This is a genomic window from Lapillicoccus sp., from assembly GCF_025353065.1.
Taxonomy (GTDB): domain Bacteria; phylum Actinomycetota; class Actinomycetes; order Actinomycetales; family Dermatophilaceae; genus Lapillicoccus.
Map to the genome: position 1 here is coordinate 81,333 of NZ_JANXRJ010000052.1, position 19,155 is coordinate 100,487.

Annotated in this window: 17 protein-coding genes; 15 read left to right on the plus strand and 2 right to left on the minus strand. The window is 70.7% G+C overall.

Annotation, left to right across the window (positions count from 1 at the left end; genetic code table 11):
• The first annotated feature begins 21 nt into the window (after window positions 1-21).
• Both Q0R63_RS04885 and pdxS read left to right on the plus strand, forming a co-directional pair.
• Window positions 22-1,314, plus strand: coding sequence for a histidine kinase (locus Q0R63_RS04885; RefSeq protein ID WP_295694840.1), 1,293 nt, complete (start codon window positions 22-24; stop codon window positions 1,312-1,314).
• A 232-nt stretch (window positions 1,315-1,546) separates the two neighbouring features.
• Window positions 1,547-2,476: a pyridoxal 5'-phosphate synthase lyase subunit PdxS gene (pdxS, locus tag Q0R63_RS04890; RefSeq protein WP_295694843.1), complete on the plus strand. Its 930-nt coding sequence runs from the start codon at window positions 1,547-1,549 to the stop codon at window positions 2,474-2,476.
• A gap of 240 nt (window positions 2,477-2,716) precedes the next feature.
• Here pdxS and Q0R63_RS04895 read toward each other — a convergent pair whose 3' ends face one another.
• Window positions 2,717-3,460 (minus strand): SDR family NAD(P)-dependent oxidoreductase, encoded by a 744-nt coding sequence (locus Q0R63_RS04895; protein WP_295694846.1) that lies wholly within the window; start codon window positions 3,458-3,460, stop codon window positions 2,717-2,719.
• 132 nt (window positions 3,461-3,592) lie between these two features.
• On the opposite strand from Q0R63_RS04895, the gene Q0R63_RS04900 reads away from it, so the two are divergent.
• Window positions 3,593-4,492, plus strand: coding sequence for a helix-turn-helix transcriptional regulator (locus Q0R63_RS04900; protein WP_295694849.1), 900 nt, complete (start codon window positions 3,593-3,595; stop codon window positions 4,490-4,492).
• Between the two features lie 68 nt (window positions 4,493-4,560).
• The gene (locus Q0R63_RS04905; RefSeq protein WP_295694912.1) at window positions 4,561-4,983 is read left to right on the plus strand and encodes a MarR family winged helix-turn-helix transcriptional regulator; all 423 of its coding nucleotides are present in this window, start codon (window positions 4,561-4,563) and stop codon (window positions 4,981-4,983) included.
• A 63-nt stretch (window positions 4,984-5,046) separates the two neighbouring features.
• Here the strand turns inward: Q0R63_RS04905 and kynU are convergent, their stop codons facing one another.
• The gene (gene kynU, locus Q0R63_RS04910; RefSeq protein WP_295694851.1) at window positions 5,047-6,300 is read right to left on the minus strand and encodes a kynureninase; all 1,254 of its coding nucleotides are present in this window, start codon (window positions 6,298-6,300) and stop codon (window positions 5,047-5,049) included.
• A 220-nt stretch (window positions 6,301-6,520) separates the two neighbouring features.
• Here kynU and Q0R63_RS04915 point away from each other — a divergent pair, with 220 nt between their 5' ends.
• From Q0R63_RS04915 to Q0R63_RS04965, 11 genes are all read left to right on the plus strand, one after another.
• Window positions 6,521-8,335, plus strand: coding sequence for an amino acid transporter (locus Q0R63_RS04915; RefSeq protein ID WP_295694914.1), 1,815 nt, complete (start codon window positions 6,521-6,523; stop codon window positions 8,333-8,335).
• 23 nt (window positions 8,336-8,358) lie between these two features.
• Complete coding sequence (pdxT, locus tag Q0R63_RS04920; RefSeq protein WP_295694854.1) at window positions 8,359-8,973, plus strand: pyridoxal 5'-phosphate synthase glutaminase subunit PdxT; 615 nt, start codon at window positions 8,359-8,361, stop codon at window positions 8,971-8,973.
• A complete protein-coding gene (locus tag Q0R63_RS04925; RefSeq protein ID WP_295694856.1) occupies window positions 8,970-9,728 on the plus strand; it encodes a YebC/PmpR family DNA-binding transcriptional regulator in 759 nt (252 codons plus the stop codon). Before pdxT ends, Q0R63_RS04925 begins: the two co-directional genes overlap by 4 nt.
• A 167-nt stretch (window positions 9,729-9,895) precedes the next feature.
• The gene (gene ruvC / locus Q0R63_RS04930; protein ID WP_295694916.1) at window positions 9,896-10,468 is read left to right on the plus strand and encodes a crossover junction endodeoxyribonuclease RuvC; all 573 of its coding nucleotides are present in this window, start codon (window positions 9,896-9,898) and stop codon (window positions 10,466-10,468) included.
• Complete coding sequence (ruvA, locus tag Q0R63_RS04935) at window positions 10,465-11,058, plus strand: Holliday junction branch migration protein RuvA (RefSeq protein WP_295694859.1); 594 nt, start codon at window positions 10,465-10,467, stop codon at window positions 11,056-11,058. Before ruvC ends, ruvA begins: the two co-directional genes overlap by 4 nt.
• Window positions 11,055-12,218, plus strand: coding sequence for a Holliday junction branch migration DNA helicase RuvB (gene ruvB, locus Q0R63_RS04940; RefSeq protein WP_295694862.1), 1,164 nt, complete (start codon window positions 11,055-11,057; stop codon window positions 12,216-12,218). Before ruvA ends, ruvB begins: the two co-directional genes overlap by 4 nt.
• Window positions 12,219-12,441: 223 nt before the next feature.
• Window positions 12,442-12,807, plus strand: a complete 366-nt coding sequence (gene yajC / locus Q0R63_RS04945) for a preprotein translocase subunit YajC (protein ID WP_295694865.1) — start codon at window positions 12,442-12,444, stop codon at window positions 12,805-12,807.
• 6 nt (window positions 12,808-12,813) lie between these two features.
• Window positions 12,814-14,748: a protein translocase subunit SecD gene (gene secD / locus Q0R63_RS04950; protein WP_295694867.1), complete on the plus strand. Its 1,935-nt coding sequence runs from the start codon at window positions 12,814-12,816 to the stop codon at window positions 14,746-14,748.
• A 1-nt stretch (window position 14,749) separates the two neighbouring features.
• Window positions 14,750-15,979 (plus strand): protein translocase subunit SecF, encoded by a 1,230-nt coding sequence (gene secF / locus Q0R63_RS04955; protein WP_295694870.1) that lies wholly within the window; start codon window positions 14,750-14,752, stop codon window positions 15,977-15,979.
• Window positions 15,976-16,500 carry an adenine phosphoribosyltransferase gene (locus Q0R63_RS04960; protein ID WP_295694873.1) on the plus strand — a complete coding sequence of 175 codons (525 nt, stop codon included), beginning with the start codon at window positions 15,976-15,978 and terminating at the stop codon, window positions 16,498-16,500. Before secF ends, Q0R63_RS04960 begins: the two co-directional genes overlap by 4 nt.
• 94 nt (window positions 16,501-16,594) lie before the next feature.
• Complete coding sequence (locus Q0R63_RS04965; protein ID WP_295694876.1) at window positions 16,595-18,901, plus strand: bifunctional (p)ppGpp synthetase/guanosine-3',5'-bis(diphosphate) 3'-pyrophosphohydrolase; 2,307 nt, start codon at window positions 16,595-16,597, stop codon at window positions 18,899-18,901.
• The last annotated feature ends 254 nt before the right edge of the window (window positions 18,902-19,155 follow it).

A 19,155-nucleotide genomic window follows, 5' to 3' on the forward strand; every position in this document is an offset into this window, starting at 1 on the left:
ACCTGGTCCAGGACCATCGCCATGGGGCGGTTGCCGGTCCGGCAGTTCATCCTGTCCAGCGTCGCGGTCTTCGTTGCCGTCGGTATCGGCACCATCTTCGTCGTGCGCGGTATCGCGGCCGACTTCGCGCTCGATGAGGCCACCCTCCGTGGGGGCTCCTTCGCCCACCTGGCGGTGGCTCCGCTCGTGGACGCCCGCGTGCGAGCCGGCGACCCGGCCGGGGTTGCGACGCTCGCCAGGGTGCTGCAGCCGCGGATCACAGAGGGCTCGATCGTGCACATCAAGGTGTGGAGCAGCTCCGGGCAGGTGCTCTGGTCCGACGAGCGGGACCTGGTCGGTCGCACCTTCCCGCTCGACGAGGACGTGGCCCGCCTCGTCGGCACCGAGGAGGTCCAGGCGACGGTCTCCGACCTCTCCAAGGCGGAGAACATCGACGAACGCACCAGCGGACCGCTCCTCGAGGTCTACTCCGGAGGGCACGACGCCGACGGCGTCCCGCTGGTCATGGAGTCCTACTGGTCCACCGACCGGATGATGGCCGAGCAGCAGACGATCCTCGTCCGTACCGTCGCGGTCGCCCTGTCGGCCCTGCTGCTGCTTCAGCTCGTGATGGTGCCCTTCGCGGTGGGTCTGGCCCGGCGGGTGGATCGCGCCCGATCCGAGCGGGCCCGACTGGTGCGGCGCGCCCTGGCCGTCTCGGACCTCGAGCGGCGCCGGATCGTCTCGGACCTGCACGACGGTCTGATCCAGGACCTCTCCGGGATCGGGTACGCGCTGCCGACGGTTCTCGACCAGCTCCCACCCGACAACCAGGCGAGACACCTCATCACGGCGATGGGGGACCAGCTCCAACAGGACATCGAGGCCCTGCGCTCCCTGATGACCGACATCTACCCCGCAGACCTCTCCGTCGGCGGGCTGCCGGAAGCGCTCGAGGACCTGTCGCGTCAGGCCGCAGGATCGGGTCTGCGCGTCTCGATCGACCTCGATGCGGCGCTGAGCGAGGCCCCGGAGGTCGCGCGCATGGTCTACCGCGTCGTCCGTGAGGGCCTGCGCAACGTGGCCAGGCACGCCAACACGTCCGAGGCGTGGGTGCGGGCAGCGATCGACGGGGACCGGGCCACCGTGTCGGTCATCGACCACGGGTGCGGTATGCCGGTGGCGAGTGCGCAGCCGGGGCACCTCGGGCTCCAGCTGCTCTCCGACACCCTCGGCGACGCGGGAGGGGCGCTGCGCACCTTCGCCGGCGATGCGGGCGGGACCACCATGATGGCGACCTTCCCCCTCGTCCTCGACCTCGAGCCCGCGGAGTAGTCGCGCAGTAGCCGACGGGGTAGCCCGGCGGAGTAGCCGACGGGGTAGCCCGTGTGGTGGCCCGCGGGGTGGCCCGCCACCCGCACGGGTAGCACGGCCGAGGTGCCACGCGGCATACGAGGGCATGGGTCGAGGACTCGCGTGGTGGTCACTACCATGGGAAGTGATCGGGAGCTCCGTCCCGACGTGGGTCATCAGAGCAGCGCGACGTCGCAGAAGGCAGTTGAGAGCAGTGGCAGATCAGGCGCAGGAGACGGGCAGCACGACCGGCAGTGGCACCAACACGAGGGGCACGGCGCGCGTCAAGCGCGGGATGGCGGAGATGCTCAAGGGTGGCGTCATCATGGACGTCGTCACGGCCGAGCAGGCCAGGATCGCCGAGGACGCCGGAGCAGTCGCCGTAATGGCTCTCGAGCGGGTGCCCGCCGACATCCGCGCCCAGGGTGGCGTGTCGCGGATGAGCGACCCGGACATGATCGACAGCATCATCGCCGCCGTCTCGATCCCGGTCATGGCCAAGGCGCGCATCGGTCACTTCGTGGAGGCCCGGGTGCTGCAGAGCCTCGGGGTCGACTACGTCGACGAGTCCGAGGTGCTCACCCCCGCGGACTACGCCAACCACATCGACAAGTGGGCGTTCGACGTGCCCTTCGTCTGCGGCGCGACCAACCTCGGCGAGGCGCTGCGCCGGATCACCGAGGGCGCGGCGATGATCCGCTCCAAGGGCGAGGCGGGCACCGGTGACGTCTCCAACGCGACGACGCACATGCGCGCGATCGGCGGCGAGATCCGCCGCCTGTCGAGCCTGTCGCCCGACGAGCTCTACGTCGCGGCCAAGGAGCTGCAGGCGCCCTACGACCTCGTCAAGGAGGTCGCCCTCGCCGGCAAGCTCCCCGTCGTCCTCTTCACCGCCGGCGGCATCGCCACCCCCGCCGACGCCGCGATGATGATGCAGCTCGGCGCCGAGGGCGTCTTCGTCGGGTCGGGGATCTTCAAGTCCGGCAACCCGGCCCAGCGCGCCGAGGCGATCGTCAAGGCGACGACCTTCCACGACGACCCCGACATGATCGCCAAGGTCTCGCGCGGGCTCGGCGAGGCGATGGTCGGCATCAACGTCGAGGAGATCCCGCAGCCCCACCGGCTCGCCGAGCGCGGCTGGTAGTCGATCCCCGGCAGGCCAGCACCCGGCATACCCGCGCGGTATGCCGGGTGCTCGCGTCTGGTGGCCGTGCCGGGCCGCTCGCACCGCTGCCGCCGAACAGAAGTGGTCACCTGACGAGCTCTGGACGCGCGGTCAGGCGGAGGGTCGTTCAGAAGTGGTCACCTGAAGAGCTCTGGACGCGTCTGCCGCCTCCAGCCCTCTCAGCAGCGCGGTGACCGACCGCAGGTCTCCCGACGTGGTCTACCAGGCGGCCGGCCCGGCACCCTCGGTGAAGGTGCCGGTGGGGCCGTCCAGCGGCAGGGTGGCGGCGGCGATGATCGCCCGGGCGCCCTCCTCCACCGTCTGCGTGCCGCGGTGCCCGTTGAGGTCGGTCCCGGTGTAGCCCGGGTCGACGACGTTGACCTTGACGCCGGTGAGCGCCTTCGCGTACTGCGTCGTGATCATGTTGAGGGCCGCCTTCGACGAGGTGTCGACGAGGCTGGTCACCTGGGACTCGATCCGGTCCGGGTCGGAGGTCGCCGCGAAGGAGCCCAGACCGCTCGAGACGTTGACGATGCGAGGGTGGGCCGACTGCCGCAGCAACGCAAGGAACGCCCGGGTCATCCGGACCGGGCCGAGGACGTTGACGCCGTAGACGGGCAGGAAGTCGGCCGGATCGACGTCCTCGATTGGCTTCGCGGACTCGACGATGCCAGCGTTGTTGACGAGGACGTCGAGGCCGCCGGCCGCGGAGATGGTCGCGACGGCGGCGGCGACCGACGCGTCATCGGTGACGTCCAGAGCGACGTAGCGGACGTCGGCGCCGTCCGCGGACAGCTCGTGAGCCGCGGCGGTGCCGAGCGACTCGTCGCGCGCTCCGAGCCAGACGGTCCAGCCGAGGCCGGCGAGGGCGGCGAGGGCGCGGACGGTCTCACGGCCGAGGCCCTTGTTGGCGCCGGTGACCAGGGCGGTGGTGCTGGTGGGCTGTGCAGCAGTGGTGGTCATGCACCCAGCCTGCGCCTGATCGGCCGACCCCGACAGGACGGGACGAGCCTGGGACCGTTGGTGCCACCCTAGGAGGCCCTCGGTCCCGTGAGATGGCGCCCGTCGAGCCCCGGCCGACGCCACACTGGTGGGGTGAACCGAGACGAGGTGGCCCGCGTGCTGGGAAGGGCGCGAGGGCAGCTGCGCCCCGAGGACGTCGGCATCCCCGCGGGGGACCGCCGCAGGGTGCTCGGCCTGCGACGCGAGGAGGTCGCCACCCTCGCGGGGGTGAGCGTCGACTACGTCGTCCGGCTCGAGCAGGGCCGCGGCCCGCACCCCTCGGCCCAGGTGCTCGGCTCCCTCGCCCGCCCGTTGCGGATGAGCGACGACGAGCGGCGCGAGCTCTTCGACCTGGCCGCGGTCGCCCAGCCGCGCGACGGTGAGATCACACTGCTCGTGCGGTCGAGCATCCACCGGTTGCTGGAGCGTCTCGAGGACAACCCCGCGGTCGTCCTCAGCGCCAAGGGCGACATCCTGGTGTGGAACGCGATGGCGGCCGCGTTGATGGGTGACTTCTCCCTCCAGCCCGTCCGCCGGCGCAACCTCGCCTGGCAGCGTTTCCTCGGAGCACCTGGACGGGTGTCGGCCGGCGAGGAGGAGCACCGGGTCACCGCCGCCCAGACGGTGGCGAACCTGCGGACGGCTCTCGGCCGCTACCCCACCGACCCGGGCCTCCTGGCGCTCCTGCGCGAGCTGCGGACGAGCGACGACTTCCGCCGGCTGTGGGCCGAGGGGTCCCCAACCCCCTGGCGCAACAACACCAAGACGATCGACCATCCGCAGCTGGGACCGATCACCCTCGACTGCGACGCGATGCACCTGCCCGATGCCGATCAGACAGTGGTCGTCTACTCCGCCGAGGCCCGGTCCCACGCGGCCGAGATGCTCGCCCTCCTCAAGGTCATCGGGATCCAGGAGCTGTCGGCGTCCCGCACCCCAGGTGTCCTTCCGGACTCGCGATCCTCGCAATCCGGGGCCATCTCCGACCGTTGAATTGCGAGGATCGCGAGTCCGGAACGGGGGAGGGGACCGGGTCCACCTCGCTAGGCTTACGGGTCGTGATGGACCACGCGACGCTGTTCGCCGACCTCGTCTTCGCGGAGGTACGGCTGCTCGACCTCGTCAACGACCGGCTCGAGAGCGAGATCGGCCTCGGGGTGACGTCCTACCTCCCGCTGCAGGTCGTCGGCGCGGTCCCGAACTGTCGCGTGCAGGACGTCGCCCACGAGCTGGGTATCTCGGTCGGCGGCGCGAGCAAGGCCGTCGACCGGCTCGAGCTGGCGCGACTGTGCCGCCGCCGCCGGCACCCCACCGACCGACGGTCCTCGATCGTCCTCCTCACCGCCGCCGGACGTCGCAGGCTCGCCTCTGGGCAGTCGGTCACCCACCAGGTCCTCGCCGAGACCCTCGGTCTGAGCGCGAGCAGACAACTCGCCCTCGGGAACACCCTGTCCACCCTCCGCCAGACGCTGCAGGGCGGCTGACCCGCTCGCTGCCCGCGCTGCGCGGGACGCTGCACTACGGCGCCTGACGCACGGACGACCGCGTCAGGTCACCTGGGCCCGCTGCGCGAACTCCCCTCTCTCGTCCTCCTTCTCATCGATCACGAGGGCGAGCTGCTGAGCCGCCCGGAGACAGTCCGCGTGCGAGACGTAGAGGGGAGCGAAGCCGAGCCGGATGATGTCGGGCTCGCGGAAGTCGCCCACGACGCCGCGGGCGATGAGGGCCTGCACCACGGCATACGCGCGGGGGTGGCGCAGTGACACCTGCGAGCCGCGGCGCCCGCCCTCCATCGGCGTGGCGACGGGGAGGTCGAGCGCGAGTGCCCCGAGGCACTCGACGAAGAAGGCGGTGAGGGAGAGCGACCGCGACCGCACGGCTGTGACCTCGAGCCCGTCGTATGCCGTGAGCGCGGCTTCCAGCGCCAGCAGGCTGATCATCGGCGCGGTGCCGGAGCGGGCCCGGCTGATGGACGGGGCGGGGTCGTACTCCCGCTCCATGCCGAACGGACGGGCGTGGCCGTGCCACCCCGAGACGGGGTTGTGGAATCCCTCGAGGTGCTCGGTGCGCACGTAGACGTAGGCCGGCGCACCCGGCCCGCCGTTGAGGTACTTGTAGCCGCAACCGACCGCGAAGTCGCACCCGTCGCGGTCGAGCTGGAGGTCGAGGACACCGGCCGAGTGGCAGAGGTCCCAGAGAGCGAACGCGCCGACAGCGTGCGCCGCCCGGGTGATCCCGGGCAGGTCCCAGAGCTCGCCGGTGCGGTAGTCGACGGACGAGTAGACGACGAGGGCGAGCTTGTCGCCGAGCTGGGCGATCCGCTCGGGCGCACGGCCCGGATGGATCTGCTCGACCGTGAAGCCGGCGAGCCGGGCCGCCGACTCCAGGACGTAGAGGTCGGTGGGGAAGGAGTCGGGGTCGACGAGGACGCGGGTCCGCCAGGGCTGCATCCGGGAGGCGGCCACGAAGACCTTGAAGAGGTTGGCGCTGGTCGAGTCCGTGACGACGGTCTGGCCCGCCGCCGCGCCGACGAGCGCGCCGATGCGGTCACCGACCCGCTCCGGCGCGCCCCACCAGTCCGACTCGTTCCACGACTGGATGAGCCGCTCGCCCCACTGCCGGGTCACGACGTCGGCGACGACGTCGGCCACGGCGCGGGGGAGGGCGCCGAGCGAGTTGCCGTCGAGATAGACGACCCCGTGGGGGAGGGTGAACGCCGAGCGCCGGTCGACGCCGGCGTGCTCGGCATCGAGGGCGGCGGCTCGGGTGACGAGCGGGTGGTCGGTGAGCGTGCGGTCCATGGGTCGACGGTATCCGCGTGGCCGCGTGCCGCACACGGGACCGGCGGCTAGTGTTCCGTCCGTGCCCGAGCCCACCACGCCCACGCGCGCGCCCCGACTGGCAGGCCTGCGGCAGTGGCTCCTCACCGACCAGTCCGCGACGGCCGGTCCCAAGCACGGGCCGCACGTGCAGGTCCCGGCCGCGAAGCAGCAGACGCACCAGCACCGGTGGTGGAAGGTGATGTGCCTCACCGGGGTCGACTACTTCTCGACCCTCGGCTACCAGCCCGGGATCGCCGCGCTGGCCGCCGGCCTCGTCTCGCCCGTGGCCACCGTCGTGCTCGTCCTGCTCACCCTCCTCGGCGCGCTGCCCGTCTACCGCCGGGTCGCCCGCGAGAGCCCCCACGGCCAGGGCTCCATCGCCATGCTCGAGCGGCTCTTCTCCGCGTGGTTCGGCAAACTCTTCGTCCTCGTGCTCCTCGGCTTCGCCCTCACCGACTTCATCATCACCATCACGCTGTCGGCGGCCGACGCCTCGGCGCACGCCATCGAGAACCCCTTCGCCCCGTCGTTCCTGCACGGCCAGCAGATCCTCGTCACCCTCTTCCTCGTCGCCCTGCTCGGTGCCGTCTTCCTCAAGGGCTTCAGCGAGGCGATCGGCATCGCCGTCGGGCTCGTCGCGGTCTACCTCTCCCTCAACGTCGTCGTCGTCGGGGTGGCGGTCGAGCACATCATCGCGAACGGCCACCTCGTGACGGACTGGAGCTCGGCGCTGCTGCAGTCCCGCGGCAACCCGTGGGTCGTCGTCGGCATCGCGCTGCTGGTCTTCCCCAAGCTCGCTCTCGGGCTGTCGGGCTTCGAGACGGGGGTGACGATGATGCCGCTGGTCGAGGGCGCCGACACCGACCGTCCGGAGGAGCCGGAGCAGCGGATCCGCAACACGCAGCGGCTGCTCGGCACAGCCGCGGCGATCATGAGCGTCTTCCTCATCGCCAGCAGCTTCGCGACCACGCTCCTCATCCCGCAGCAGGAGTTCCAGGAGGGCGGGAAGGCGAGCGGACGCGCCCTGGCCTTCCTCGCCCACGAGTACCTCGGCGCGGGCTTCGGCACCGTCTACGACATCTCGACGATCCTCATCCTGTGGTTCGCGGGAGCCTCAGCAATGGCCGGCCTGCTCAACCTCGTCCCGCGCTACCTCCCGCGCTACGGCATGGCTCCCGACTGGACCCGGCTGACCCGGCCGCTGGTGATCGTCTTCATCACGATCGGCTTCGTCATCACGCTGCTCTTCCGCGCCGACGTCAACGCCCAGGGCGGCGCGTATGCCACGGGGGTCCTCGTGCTCATCCTCTCGGCGTCCATCGCGGTGACCGTCTCCGCGCGAAAGCGAGGCGCACGCAAGTCGGCCATCGCCTACGGGGTCATCGCCGCGATCTTCGCCTACACCACCGTCGCCAACGTCATCGAGCGCCCCGACGGCGTGAAGATCGCCGCCTTCTTCATCGTCGCCATCATCGTGACGTCGCTCGTGTCGCGGGCCAAGCGCTCGACCGAGCTGCGGGTCGGCGCCGTCGAGTTCGACCCCCTGGCCCTGCAGTTCGTCGAGGAGGAGGCCCGCGCAGGCACGTTCCGGATCATCGCCCACGACCCCGACGGCGAGCGCGACATGCTCGACTACATGGAGAAGGAAGTCCTCGAGCGGCACGAGCACAACCTCGCCGACACCGACAAGCTGCTCTTCCTCGAGGTCACCGTCGTCGACGCGTCCGACTTCTCGGAGGACCTCATCGTCCGGGGCGAGTCGCGCCACGGCTACCAGATCCTCACCGTCGAGGCGGCGACCATCCCCAACGCCATCGCCGCCACCCTGCTGGCCATCCGCGACCACACGGGCAAGATCCCCAACATCTACTTCGAGTGGATGGAGGGCAACCCGATCTACGCCCTGCTGCGCTACCTCTTCTTCGGCGGGGGCGACGTCGCACCCGTCGCGCGCGAGGTGCTGCGCCAGGCCGAGCCGAACCGCGAGCAACGTCCGTCCGTCCACGTCGGCTGACCTGACCACCCGTGGCGAACGTGATGACAGCCAGGCCGTCGATCGGCGTGCTCGCCGTCCAGGGTGACGTGCGCGAGCACCTCCGCGCCCTGGAGGGTGCCGGGGCCGTCGTCAGGACCGTGCGCCGTCCCGCCGAGCTCGAGGCCCTCGACGGCCTCGTCATCCCCGGGGGCGAGTCGACGACGATGGACAAGCTCGTGCGGGCCTTCGAGCTGTATGCGCCGCTCCGCCAGCGGATCGCCGACGGGCTGCCGGTCTACGGCTCGTGCGCCGGGATGATCATGCTCGCCGACCGGATCACCGACGCCCCGGGTGACCAGCAGACCCTCGGCGGCCTCGACATCACGGTGCGGCGCAACGCCTTCGGTCGTCAGGTGGACTCCTTCGAGGAGGACATCGACTTCGCGGGTCTGGACGCGCCGATGCACGCCGTCTTCATCCGCGCGCCGTGGGTGGAGCAGGCCGGTCCGTCGGTGCAGGTCCTCGCCCGGGTTGCGGGCGACGGGACCGGCCCGGCCGCGGGTAGGATCGTTGCCGTTCGTCAGGGCGCCCTCCTCGCGACCTCCTTCCATCCCGAGGTCACCGGTGACACGAGGGTGCACGAGTTGTTCGTCGAGATCGTGAGGGAACGCGCATGAGCGGCCATTCCAAGTGGGCGACCACGAAGCACAAGAAGGCCGTCGTCGACGCCCGGCGCGGCAAGCTGTTCGCGAAGCTGATCAAGAACATCGAGGTCGCGGCCCGCACCGGCGGCGGCGACATCATCGGCAACCCCACGCTCTACGACGCCGTCCAGAAGGCCAAGAAGACGTCCGTGCCCAACGACAACATCGACCGGGCGGTCAAGCGCGGCTCCGGCCAGGAGGCCGGGGGCGCCGACTGGCAGACCATCACCTACGAGGGGTATGCCCCCGGTGGTGTCGCCGTCCTCATCGAGTGCCTCACGGACAACCGCAACCGCGCGGCGGCCGAGGTCCGAACGGCGTTGACCCGCAACGGTGGTCAGCTCGCCGACCCCGGCAGCGTGTCCTACGTCTTCCACCGCAAGGGCGTCGTCATGGTGCCCAAGTCGGGTCATACCGAGGACGAGCTGCTCGAGATCGTCCTCGACGCGGGCGCCGAGGAGGTCAACGACCTCGGTGAGGCCTTCGAGATCGTCTCCGACCCCAGCGACTTCGTCGCGATCCGCACGGCGGTGCAGGCGGCGGGCATCGACTACGACTCGGCCGAGGCCGCCTGGGTGCCGGACCTCCAGGTGCCCCTCGACGCCGACGGCGCGCGCAAGATGTTCCGGGTCCTCGAGGCGCTCGAGGACAGCGACGACGTGCAGAACGTCTACGCCAACGGTGAGGTCCCCGACGCGGTGCTGGCCGAGCTCGACGACGACGAGTGATCCGGGCTGGAGGTCTCTCGACGGTCTCCGACTGACGGTCTCCGGCGAGTCCTGACGGCCCGGTCGGCACCGGCGTTGTAGCATCGTCCCGAACACCTGTTCGGACCGTGTGTGCTCACGGCGGTCCGACGATCATGCTCGAGGCCAACCCCAGGAGGTATGCCGTGGTGCGCGTCCTGGGAGTCGACCCCGGACTGACCCGCTGCGGTGTCGGGGTGGTCGACGGCGACCTGGGGCGTCCCCTCACGATGGTGGAGGTCGGCGTCATCCGCACCGCGTCGAGCCTGCCCACTCCCGAGCGGTTGCTGCTCCTGCAGACCGAGCTGGAGGACTGGGTGGCACGGCACCGCCCCGACGTCGTCGCGATCGAGCGGGTCTTCGCCGACGTCAACGTCGCGAGCGTCATGGGCACCGCGCAGGCCTCGGCGGTGGCGATGCTCGCGGCGGTGTCACGCGGCATACCGGTCCAGATGCACACGCCGACCGAGGTCAAGGCGGCCGTGACCGGGTCGGGCCGGGCCGACAAGACCCAGGTCGCGGCGATGGTGACCCGCTTGCTGCGGCTCCCGGCGCCGCCCCGGCCGGCCGACGCCGCCGACGCCCTGGCCCTCGCGATCTGCCACATCTGGCGTGGTGGCGCGCAGGCCCGCCTCGACGAGGCCGTCGCCCGCCAGCAGGCGCGTCCGAGCGCGGCCTCGCCGGCCGGCACCGTCGCCCCGGGCCGGGTGGCGAGCCGGTGATCGCCTCCGTCCGCGGCACGGTGCTGCGCACCGGTCTCGACTCCGTCGTCGTCGAGGTGGGCGGTGTCGGCATGCTCGTCCACACGACCCCCGGCACAGCCGCCTCCCTGCGCGTCGGCGGATCGGCAACGCTGGCAACGCTGCTCGTCGTCCGCGAGGACTCGCTCACGCTCTACGGCTTCGCCGACGACGACGAGAAGTCGGTCTTCGAGACCGTCCTCACGGTCTCCGGCGTCGGACCCCGACTGGCGCTGGCCATGCTCGCGGTCCACACGCCCGACGCGGTCAGGGCCGCCGTCGGCGGTGGTGACCTCGTCGCCCTGACCAAGGTGCCCGGCATCGGCCGGAAGGGCGCCGAGCGCATCATCCTGGAGCTGCGAGACAAGATCGGTGTCCCGAGCGGCACGCTCGTCGTGGGGCAGCCCGCCACCGCTGCCTGGCAGGGCCAGGTGCGCGACGCCCTGGTCGGCCTCGGCTGGACGACGAAGCAGGCCGACGACGCGGTCGAGGCCGTCGCCCAGGCCGGCCCCGCGCCCGACGCCTCCGTCTCGGCGCTGCTGCGCTCCGCCCTCCAGGTCCTCGGGCGATGACCACCGTGCGCGACGAGGAGCCGGGCGTGCCCGGGGCGGGCGGGGACCCCGACGACCCGTGGTTCGAGCGCGCCGACGACGGCTCGATCGACGCCACGGCGCGGGTGGTGGACCCGGCCTCCGACGACGGCGAACGCCGGATCGAGGCGGCCCTGCGGCCGAAACGGCTGGCCGACTTCCCCGGTCAGACACGGGTCCGCGACCAGCTCTCGCTCGTCCTCGAGGCGGCGCGGCGCCGGGGGAGCCCCCCCGACCACGTGCTGCTGTCCGGGCCGCCGGGCCTCGGCAAGACCACCCTGGCGATGATCGTCGCCGCCGAGCTGCAGCAGCCGATCCGGATCACGTCCGGACCCGCCATCCAGCACGCCGGTGACCTCGCCTCGATCCTGTCCTCGCTGGCCGAGGGCGAGGTGCTCTTCCTCGACGAGATCCACCGGATGGCCCGGCCGGCCGAGGAGATGCTCTACCTCGCGATGGAGGACTTCCGGGTCGACGTCATCGTCGGCAAGGGCCCGGGCGCGATGGCCATCCCGCTCGAGCTGCCGCCGTTCACCGTCGTGGGCGCGACGACCCGTGCCGGACTCCTGCCGGCGCCGCTGCGCGACCGGTTCGGCTTCACCGGGCACCTCGACTTCTATGCGACCGAGGACCTCGTCACCATCCTCCAGCGGTCGGCGCAGCTGCTCGACGTCGAGGCGGACCTCGCCGGGATCACCGAGATCGCCACGCGCTCCCGGGGCACCCCTCGCATCGCCAACCGCCTGCTGCGCCGGGTGCGCGACTGGGCCCAGGTGCACGGCCGCAGCGTCGTGGACCTCGACGCGGCCAGGGTCGCTCTCGCCCTCTTCGACGTCGACGACCGCGGCCTCGACCGGCTCGACCGGGCAGTCCTCGAGGCGCTCTGCCGACGCTTCAACGGCGGGCCGGTGGGCCTGAGCACGGTCGCCGTCGCCGTGGGGGAGGAGTCCGACACCGTCGAGACCGTGGCGGAGCCGTTCCTCGTCCGCGAGGGCTTCATCGTGCGCACCCCGCGGGGCCGAGCGGCCACGAGCATGGCGTGGCGGCACCTCGGGCTCACCCCGCCGGCCCACGCGCCCGGCCTCTACGACGGCACGCAGGGAGCCCTGCCGCTCGATGACGGGGGCCGGTTCGGGGGGTGAGCACGTGGCATACCCCGACGACCGCCTCGGCGAGCGCCGGGTCGCACTTCGGTGACAATGTGGGGGACACCCGAGCGTGACTTTGTTCCACGATGTGCCGCTCGCCTAGACTCCTGCAGGCACGCCGACCATCTCGGGTCGGCACTCTGGTAGCCGCGAAGGCGTTGTCCTCACGGTCAAGCCATCTCCCTGCGACCAGGGTCAACCGAAGGACACCTCACTGATGCCTAACCAAGGTCTGGGAGCACTACTGCTGCCGTTCCTGCTCATTCTCCTCGTGGGCTTCATGTTCTGGAGCCAGCGGCGTCGGCAGCGGGCAGCGGTGGACCTGCAGTCCTCCATCGACGTGGGCGACGAGGTGTGCACCACGTCGGGCCTGTTCGGCCGCGTCGTCGCGATGGACGACCTCGTGATGCACCTCGAGATCGCCCCGGGCACCGTCGTGAAGTTCGACCGGCGCGCGGTGGCGATCAGGGTGGACACGAGCACCACCGGGTCAACCACCGCGGTGGACCTGTCGAAGACCCCTGCGACCACTGCGACCACTGCGACCACCGACGTGCCGGCCTCGCCGGTCGACGAGAAGTAGGCCTCCATGGCGTCCGATGCCCGCACCCGCAACCCGCGACGGGTGCTTCTCGCCCTCATCATCATCCTCGTCCTGCTGTGCGGTGGCACCGCCGCGGCGGCGAAGTGGGGCGGGGGTCAGCTGACGCCCAAGCTCGGCCTCGACCTCGAGGGCGGCACCGAGATGGTCCTCGAACCGGTCCTCGCCGACCCCAACCAGCAGGTGAACCAGGGCCAGCTCGACAAGGCGCGCGACATCATCCAGCAGCGCGTCGACGCCTTCGGCGTGTCCGAGGCCGAGGTGGCGACCCAGGGCGGTCGCAACATCGTCGTCGACATCCCCGGCACCCCCACCACCGCCCAGCTCGACGCCGTCCGCAAGCCGTCGCAGCTGCGGTTCCGGGCCGTCCTCGCGATCGACTACGGCTCTCCACAGGCAGCGTCCACCGCCACGGGCACCGCCACGACCGGCACCGGCACCGCGTCGAAGACCGCGACGGCGACGGCCAAGCCGTCGACCGCGACCACGCCGCCACCGGTCTTCACCCCCAACGCCCCGGCCACCGCCAACCAGGGTGGGACGACCTCGGCCAACGGAGCCATCCCCCAGGCGCTGCTCCAGGACACGACCACCCCCAGCGCAGGCGCGACGACCCCTGCCGCGAAGGCAGCGACTGCGACCCCCGGTGCTGCCACCGCGACCACGGGAGCGGCCACCCCGACCGTGAAGCCCACCAGTGCGAGCGACCTCGCCTGGATCACCGCCGACGTCCAGAAGCAGTTCACCGCCCTCGACTGCTCGAAGCCGGAAGCCGTCTCGACCGTCGTCGACGACCCGGCCAAGCCGCTGGTGGCCTGCTCCCAGGACAAGGCGCTGAAGTACGTCCTCGGTCCGGTCGAGGTCGACGGCACCGACATCTCCGACGCGACGTCGGGCTACCAGACCGGTCCGACCGGCCAGCCGACGAGCATCGTCGAGGTGGCCCTGACCTTCACCTCCGACGGGTCGAAGAAGTTCGGTGACGTCACCACCCGCCTGCTCGGCCTCAAGGGTGTGCAGAACCAGTTCGCCATCGTCCTCGACAAGACCGTCATCTCCGCCCCGACGACGAACGCGGCGATCACCAACGGCAAGGCCAGCATCACCGGCTCGTTCACCATCGAGAGCGCCCGCAGCCTGGCCTCGCAGCTGAAGTTCGGCGCCCTGCCGATGTCCTTCGCGCTGCAGACCCAGGAGGACGTCAGCCCGACCCTCGGCCAGGAGCAGCTCACGCTCGGGCTGCTCGCCGGGCTGATCGGCCTGCTCCTCGTCGTCGTCTACTCGCTGGTGCAGTACCGCCTGCTGGGTCTGGTCACGATCGCCTCGCTCGTCGTGGCCGGAGGGATCACCTACGTGATGCTGACCTTCCTCGGCTGGTCCTACAACTTCCGCCTCACCCTGGCGGGGGTCACCGGCGTCATCGTCTCCATCGGCGTCACGGCCGACTCGTTCATCGTCTACTTCGAACGCGTCCGGGACGAGGTGCGCGACGGGCGGCCCCTCGTCGCCGCGGTCGAAGCAGGCTGGAAGCGTGCCCGGCGGACCATCCTCGCGGCCGACGCGGTCAACTTCCTGGCCGCCGGAGTGCTCTACTTCCTCGCCGCGAGCAACGTGCGTGGCTTCGCGTTCACGCTCGGGATCACGACCCTGATCGACCTCGTGGTCGTCGTCTTCTTCACCCACCCGGTCGTCGCCCTGATCGCGCACACCGAGTTCTTCGGCGGCGGCCACAGGTGGTCCGGACTCGACCCCGAGCGCCTCGGGGCCAAGATCCGATATGTCGGTCGCGGTCAGTTCGCCGGCCCGAAGCCGGCCTCCGTGATGGCGTGGAGCTCCACCAGCACGTCGAGCACCGTGCGGCCCAGACCCAGCAGCGCCTCCTCCACGACACCGTCCCGGCCGGTCGCCGAGGGGAAGGCCTGAGATGTTCTCCATGGCCAAGGTCGGCAACGACCTCTACACCGGCAAGCGGTCGATCGACTTCATCGGGCGCCAGAAGACGTGGTACGCGATCTCTGCCGTCCTGATCATCCTGGCCCTCGTCGGCGTCTTCGCCCGAGGCCTGAACTTCGGCATCGAGTTCCGCGGCGGGTCGGAATACCGCATCAGCAACGTCATATCGACCGTCAACTACGAGCAGCGGGCGCAGCAGGCGGTCATCAAGGCGGGCATCACCGGCAACATCGTCTCGACCGTCATCGGCGGCAACACGGTGCGGGTCCAGACCGAAGCGGCCGGCGACCGCAACGACCAGGCCAAGGTGGCCCTGGGGAGCGAGTTCGGGGTGGCCCCGACCGCCGTCAGCGCCTCGCTCATCGGCCCCTCGTGGGGCCAGTCCGTGAGCAGCAAGGCGATCCAGGCCCTCATCGTCTTCCTCGTCCTCGTGGCCGTGGTCATGGCGATCTACTTCCGGACCTGGAAGATGGCGATCTCGGGGCTGGTGGCGCTCGTCCACGACCTCGTGATCACGGTGGGGATCTATGCCCTCTTCGGCTTCGAGATCACCCCGTCGTCGGTCATCGGCTTCCTCACGATCCTCGGATACTCGCTCTACGACACGGTCGTCGTCTTCGACAAGGTGCGCGAGAACACCACGTCGGCGATGACCACGCGGCGCCAGACCTACACCCAGGCGGCCAACCTCGCGGTCAACCAGACGCTCGTCCGGTCGATCAACACCACCGTCGTCGCGCTTCTCCCGATCGCGGCCATCCTCGTCGTCGGCTTCACCAAGCTCGGACCGGGGACGCTCCTCGACCTCAGCCTCGCGCTCTTCGTCGGCATCGCGGTCGGGGCCTACTCCTCGATCTTCATCGCGACGCCGCTGCTGGTCGACCTGCGCCGCGGCGAGCCGGCCGTCAAGGAGCTCGAGCGGACTGCCCTCCGCACCCAGGCCAAGTCCCCGGTGACCGCCGGCGTCGGTGCTGGCTCGCGGTCCGCGGACCGCACGTCCGGGTCGAGCAGGGCGCTCGACGACCTCGACGACACTCCCGCACCCGAGCTCGAGGGATCCTTCGAGTTCGACGGGGGTGACCTCGACGAACCTGCTGACAGCGCCGTCCGCGCCGACGGATCGGTCCGCGAGGTGCACAAGTGGGCCCAGGCGAGTGGGCCCCGCAACCAGCCGAAACGCGCTCCGAAGTCCAAGCGGTGACAGGCCTGGCCGACCTCGTCCGCAGCCGGATGCGTGAGGTGCCCGACTTCCCGAAGCCGGGGGTGCAGTTCAAGGACTTCAGCCCGCTGCTCGCCGACGCGCCGGTCTTCGCCGCTCTCGTCGACGACGTCGCCACGCGCTACTCGGGGCGGGTGGATGTCGTCGCGGGCATCGAGGCGCGCGGCTTCATCCTCGGTGCGGCCACGGCATACCGGATGGGGCTGGGCTTCGTGCAGGTGCGCAAGGTCGGCAAGCTGCCGCCCGAGACGTATGCCGTGGACTACGAGTTGGAGTACGGCACCGCCACGCTCGAGGTCAGCTCCCACGCCTTCGGGCCCGGGCAGCGGGTGCTCGTCGTGGACGACGTGCTGGCGACCGGTGGCACGGCCGCCGCGACGTGCGAGCTGGTCGAACGGGCCGGCGGCGTCGTGACGGCCATCGAGTGCATCCTCGAGCTGTCCTTCCTGCACGGCCGCGACCGGCTCCCTGGCCGTGAGGTCTCGGCCGTCGTCACCGTCTGAACTCGCCTGAACTCGCCTGGACCCGTCTGGACCCGTCTCCCGACGCTCGTCGTGCCCGTCCTCCTGCCCGCCAGGGGGCGACTACAATCAGCAGATGACTGAGGAGGTCCGCTCCGACGCGACGTCCTTCCCGACGTCCCCGTTGCGGATGCGCGCTCGGCTGGCCCGGTTCGGTGGCCCCCGCATCGCGAGCAACCCCGTCCTCGAGCCGATCCTCCAGACGGTGCGCAGCACCCACCCCAAGGCCGACCTCGCCGTCATCCAGCGGGCCTACGACGTCGCCGAGGAGGCCCACCGGGGACAGATGCGCAAGAGCGGCGACGCCTACATCACGCACCCCCTCGCGGTGACGACCATCCTCGCCGAGCTGGGCATGACCACGACGACGCTGGCGGCGGCGCTGCTGCACGACACGGTGGAGGACACGGCATACTCCCTCGACCAGCTGCGCAAGGACTTCGGCCCCGAGATCGCTGGCCTCGTCGACGGGGTGACCAAGCTCGACAAGGTGACCTACGGCGAGGCCGCCCAGGCCGAGACGGTCCGCAAGATGATCGTCGCCATGGCCCGCGACATCCGCGTCCTCGTCATCAAGCTCGCCGATCGCCTCCACAACGCCCGCACCTGGCGCTACGTCTCGCGCGAGTCGGCCCAGCGCAAGGCGCACGAGACCCTCGAGATCTACGCGCCGTTGGCCCACCGGCTCGGCATGAACACCATCAAGTGGGAGCTCGAGGACCTGTCGTTCGCGACGCTCTACCCCAAGGTCTACGACGAGATCGTCCGGCTCGTGGCCGAGCGCGCACCGGCGCGGGAGGAGTATCTCGCCGGCGTGCGCACCCACGTCACCGACGACCTGCGCGCCGCGAAGATCAAGGCGACGGTGACGGGGCGGCCGAAGCACTACTACTCCGTCTACCAGAAGATGATCGTCCGCGGCCGCGACTTCGACGAGATCTACGACCTCGTCGCGGTGCGGGTCCTCGTCGAGACGGTCCGCGACTGCTACGCGGCGCTCGGGGCGCTGCACGCGCGGTGGAACCCCGTGCCGGGGCGGTTCAAGGACTACATCGCGATGCCCAAGTTCAACATGTACCAGTCGCTGCACACGACGGTCATCGGCCCCGAGGGAAAGCCGGTCGAGATCCAGATCCGGACCCACACGATGCACCGTCGGGCGGAATACGGGGTTGCCGCGCACTGGAAGTACAAGGAGGACGGCAAGGCCGACGGGCCGGTCGACCGTGGCGACGAGGGTCCCGCCAACGACATGTCGTGGCTCAAGCAGCTGCTCGACTGGCAGCGCGAGACCGAGGACCCGGGCGAGTTCCTCGACTCCTTGCGCTTCGAGATGAACGCCGGCGAGGTCTACGTCTTCACCCCCAAGGGCGAGGTCGTCGCCCTGCCGTCCGGCGCGACCCCGGTCGACTTCGCCTACGCCGTGCATACCGAGGTCGGGCACCACACCATCGGCGGGCGGGTCAACGGCCGTCTCGTGCCCCTGGAGTCGGCGCTCGAGAACGGTGACGTCGTCGAGGTCCTCACCTCGAAGGCCGACGGCGCGGGTCCGAGCCGCGACTGGCTCGGCTTCGTCAAGAGCGCCCGCGCGCGCAACAAGATCCGCCAGTGGTTCTCCAAGGAGCGGCGCGAGGAGGCGATCGACGCCGGCAAGGACTCGATCGCCAAGGCGATGCGCAAGCAGGGTCTGCCGCTGCAGCGGCTGATGACGGCCGAGAGCCTGACCGGCATCGCCGGCGACCTGCGCTATCCCGACATCGACTCGCTGTATGCCGCGGTCGGCGAGGGCCACATCTCCGCGGCCCACGTCGTCGAGCGGCTCGTGACCTCGCTGGGCGGCGAGGAGGGGGCGAGCGAGGACCTCGCCGAGGCGATGGTCCCGACCAAGACCCGCACCCGGCGCACCGGCGACCCCGGCGTGGTCGTCGTCGGGACGGCCGACGTGTGGGTCAAGCTCGCCAAGTGCTGCACCCCCGTGCCGGGCGACCCGATCCTCGGGTTCATCACGCGGGGGAGTGGTGTGTCGGTGCACCGGCGCGACTGCACCAACGCGGAGTCGCTGCTGTCGCAACAGGATCGGCTGATCGACGTCGAGTGGGCACCGTCTGCGTCGAGCGTCTTCCTCGTCCAGCTCCAGGTCGAGGCCCTCGACCGCAACCGGCTGCTCAGCGACGTCACGCGGGTCTTCTCCGACCAGCACGTCAACATCCTGTCGGCGTCCGTCCAGACCTCGCGCGACCGGGTCGCCCTCTCACGCTTCACCTTCGAGATGGGCGAGCCCAGCCACCTCGACCACGTCATCCGCGCGGTGCGCCGGATCGACGGCGTCTTCGACGTCTACCGCATCACCGGCGGCAAGCCCCACCCCGACGAGAACGTCTGACCCAGCTGCCGCCCACCGCCGACCGGGCGCGCGACCCGGCAAACCCCGCTTCTTGCTTCGGATGTGCCCGAATCAGGAATTGCGAGCCCCGAAACGGGCCTCGCGAAGCAAGGAGGCGGAGTTGAGGTCGGGAACAACGAGGAAGATGTGGCGTCGCCGCGCATGAAGGCGGATGTGGGTATGCCGCCCCCCACACCCCGCTTCTTGCTTCAGGAGTGCCCGAACCAGGGGTTCAGAGCCCCGAAACGGGCACT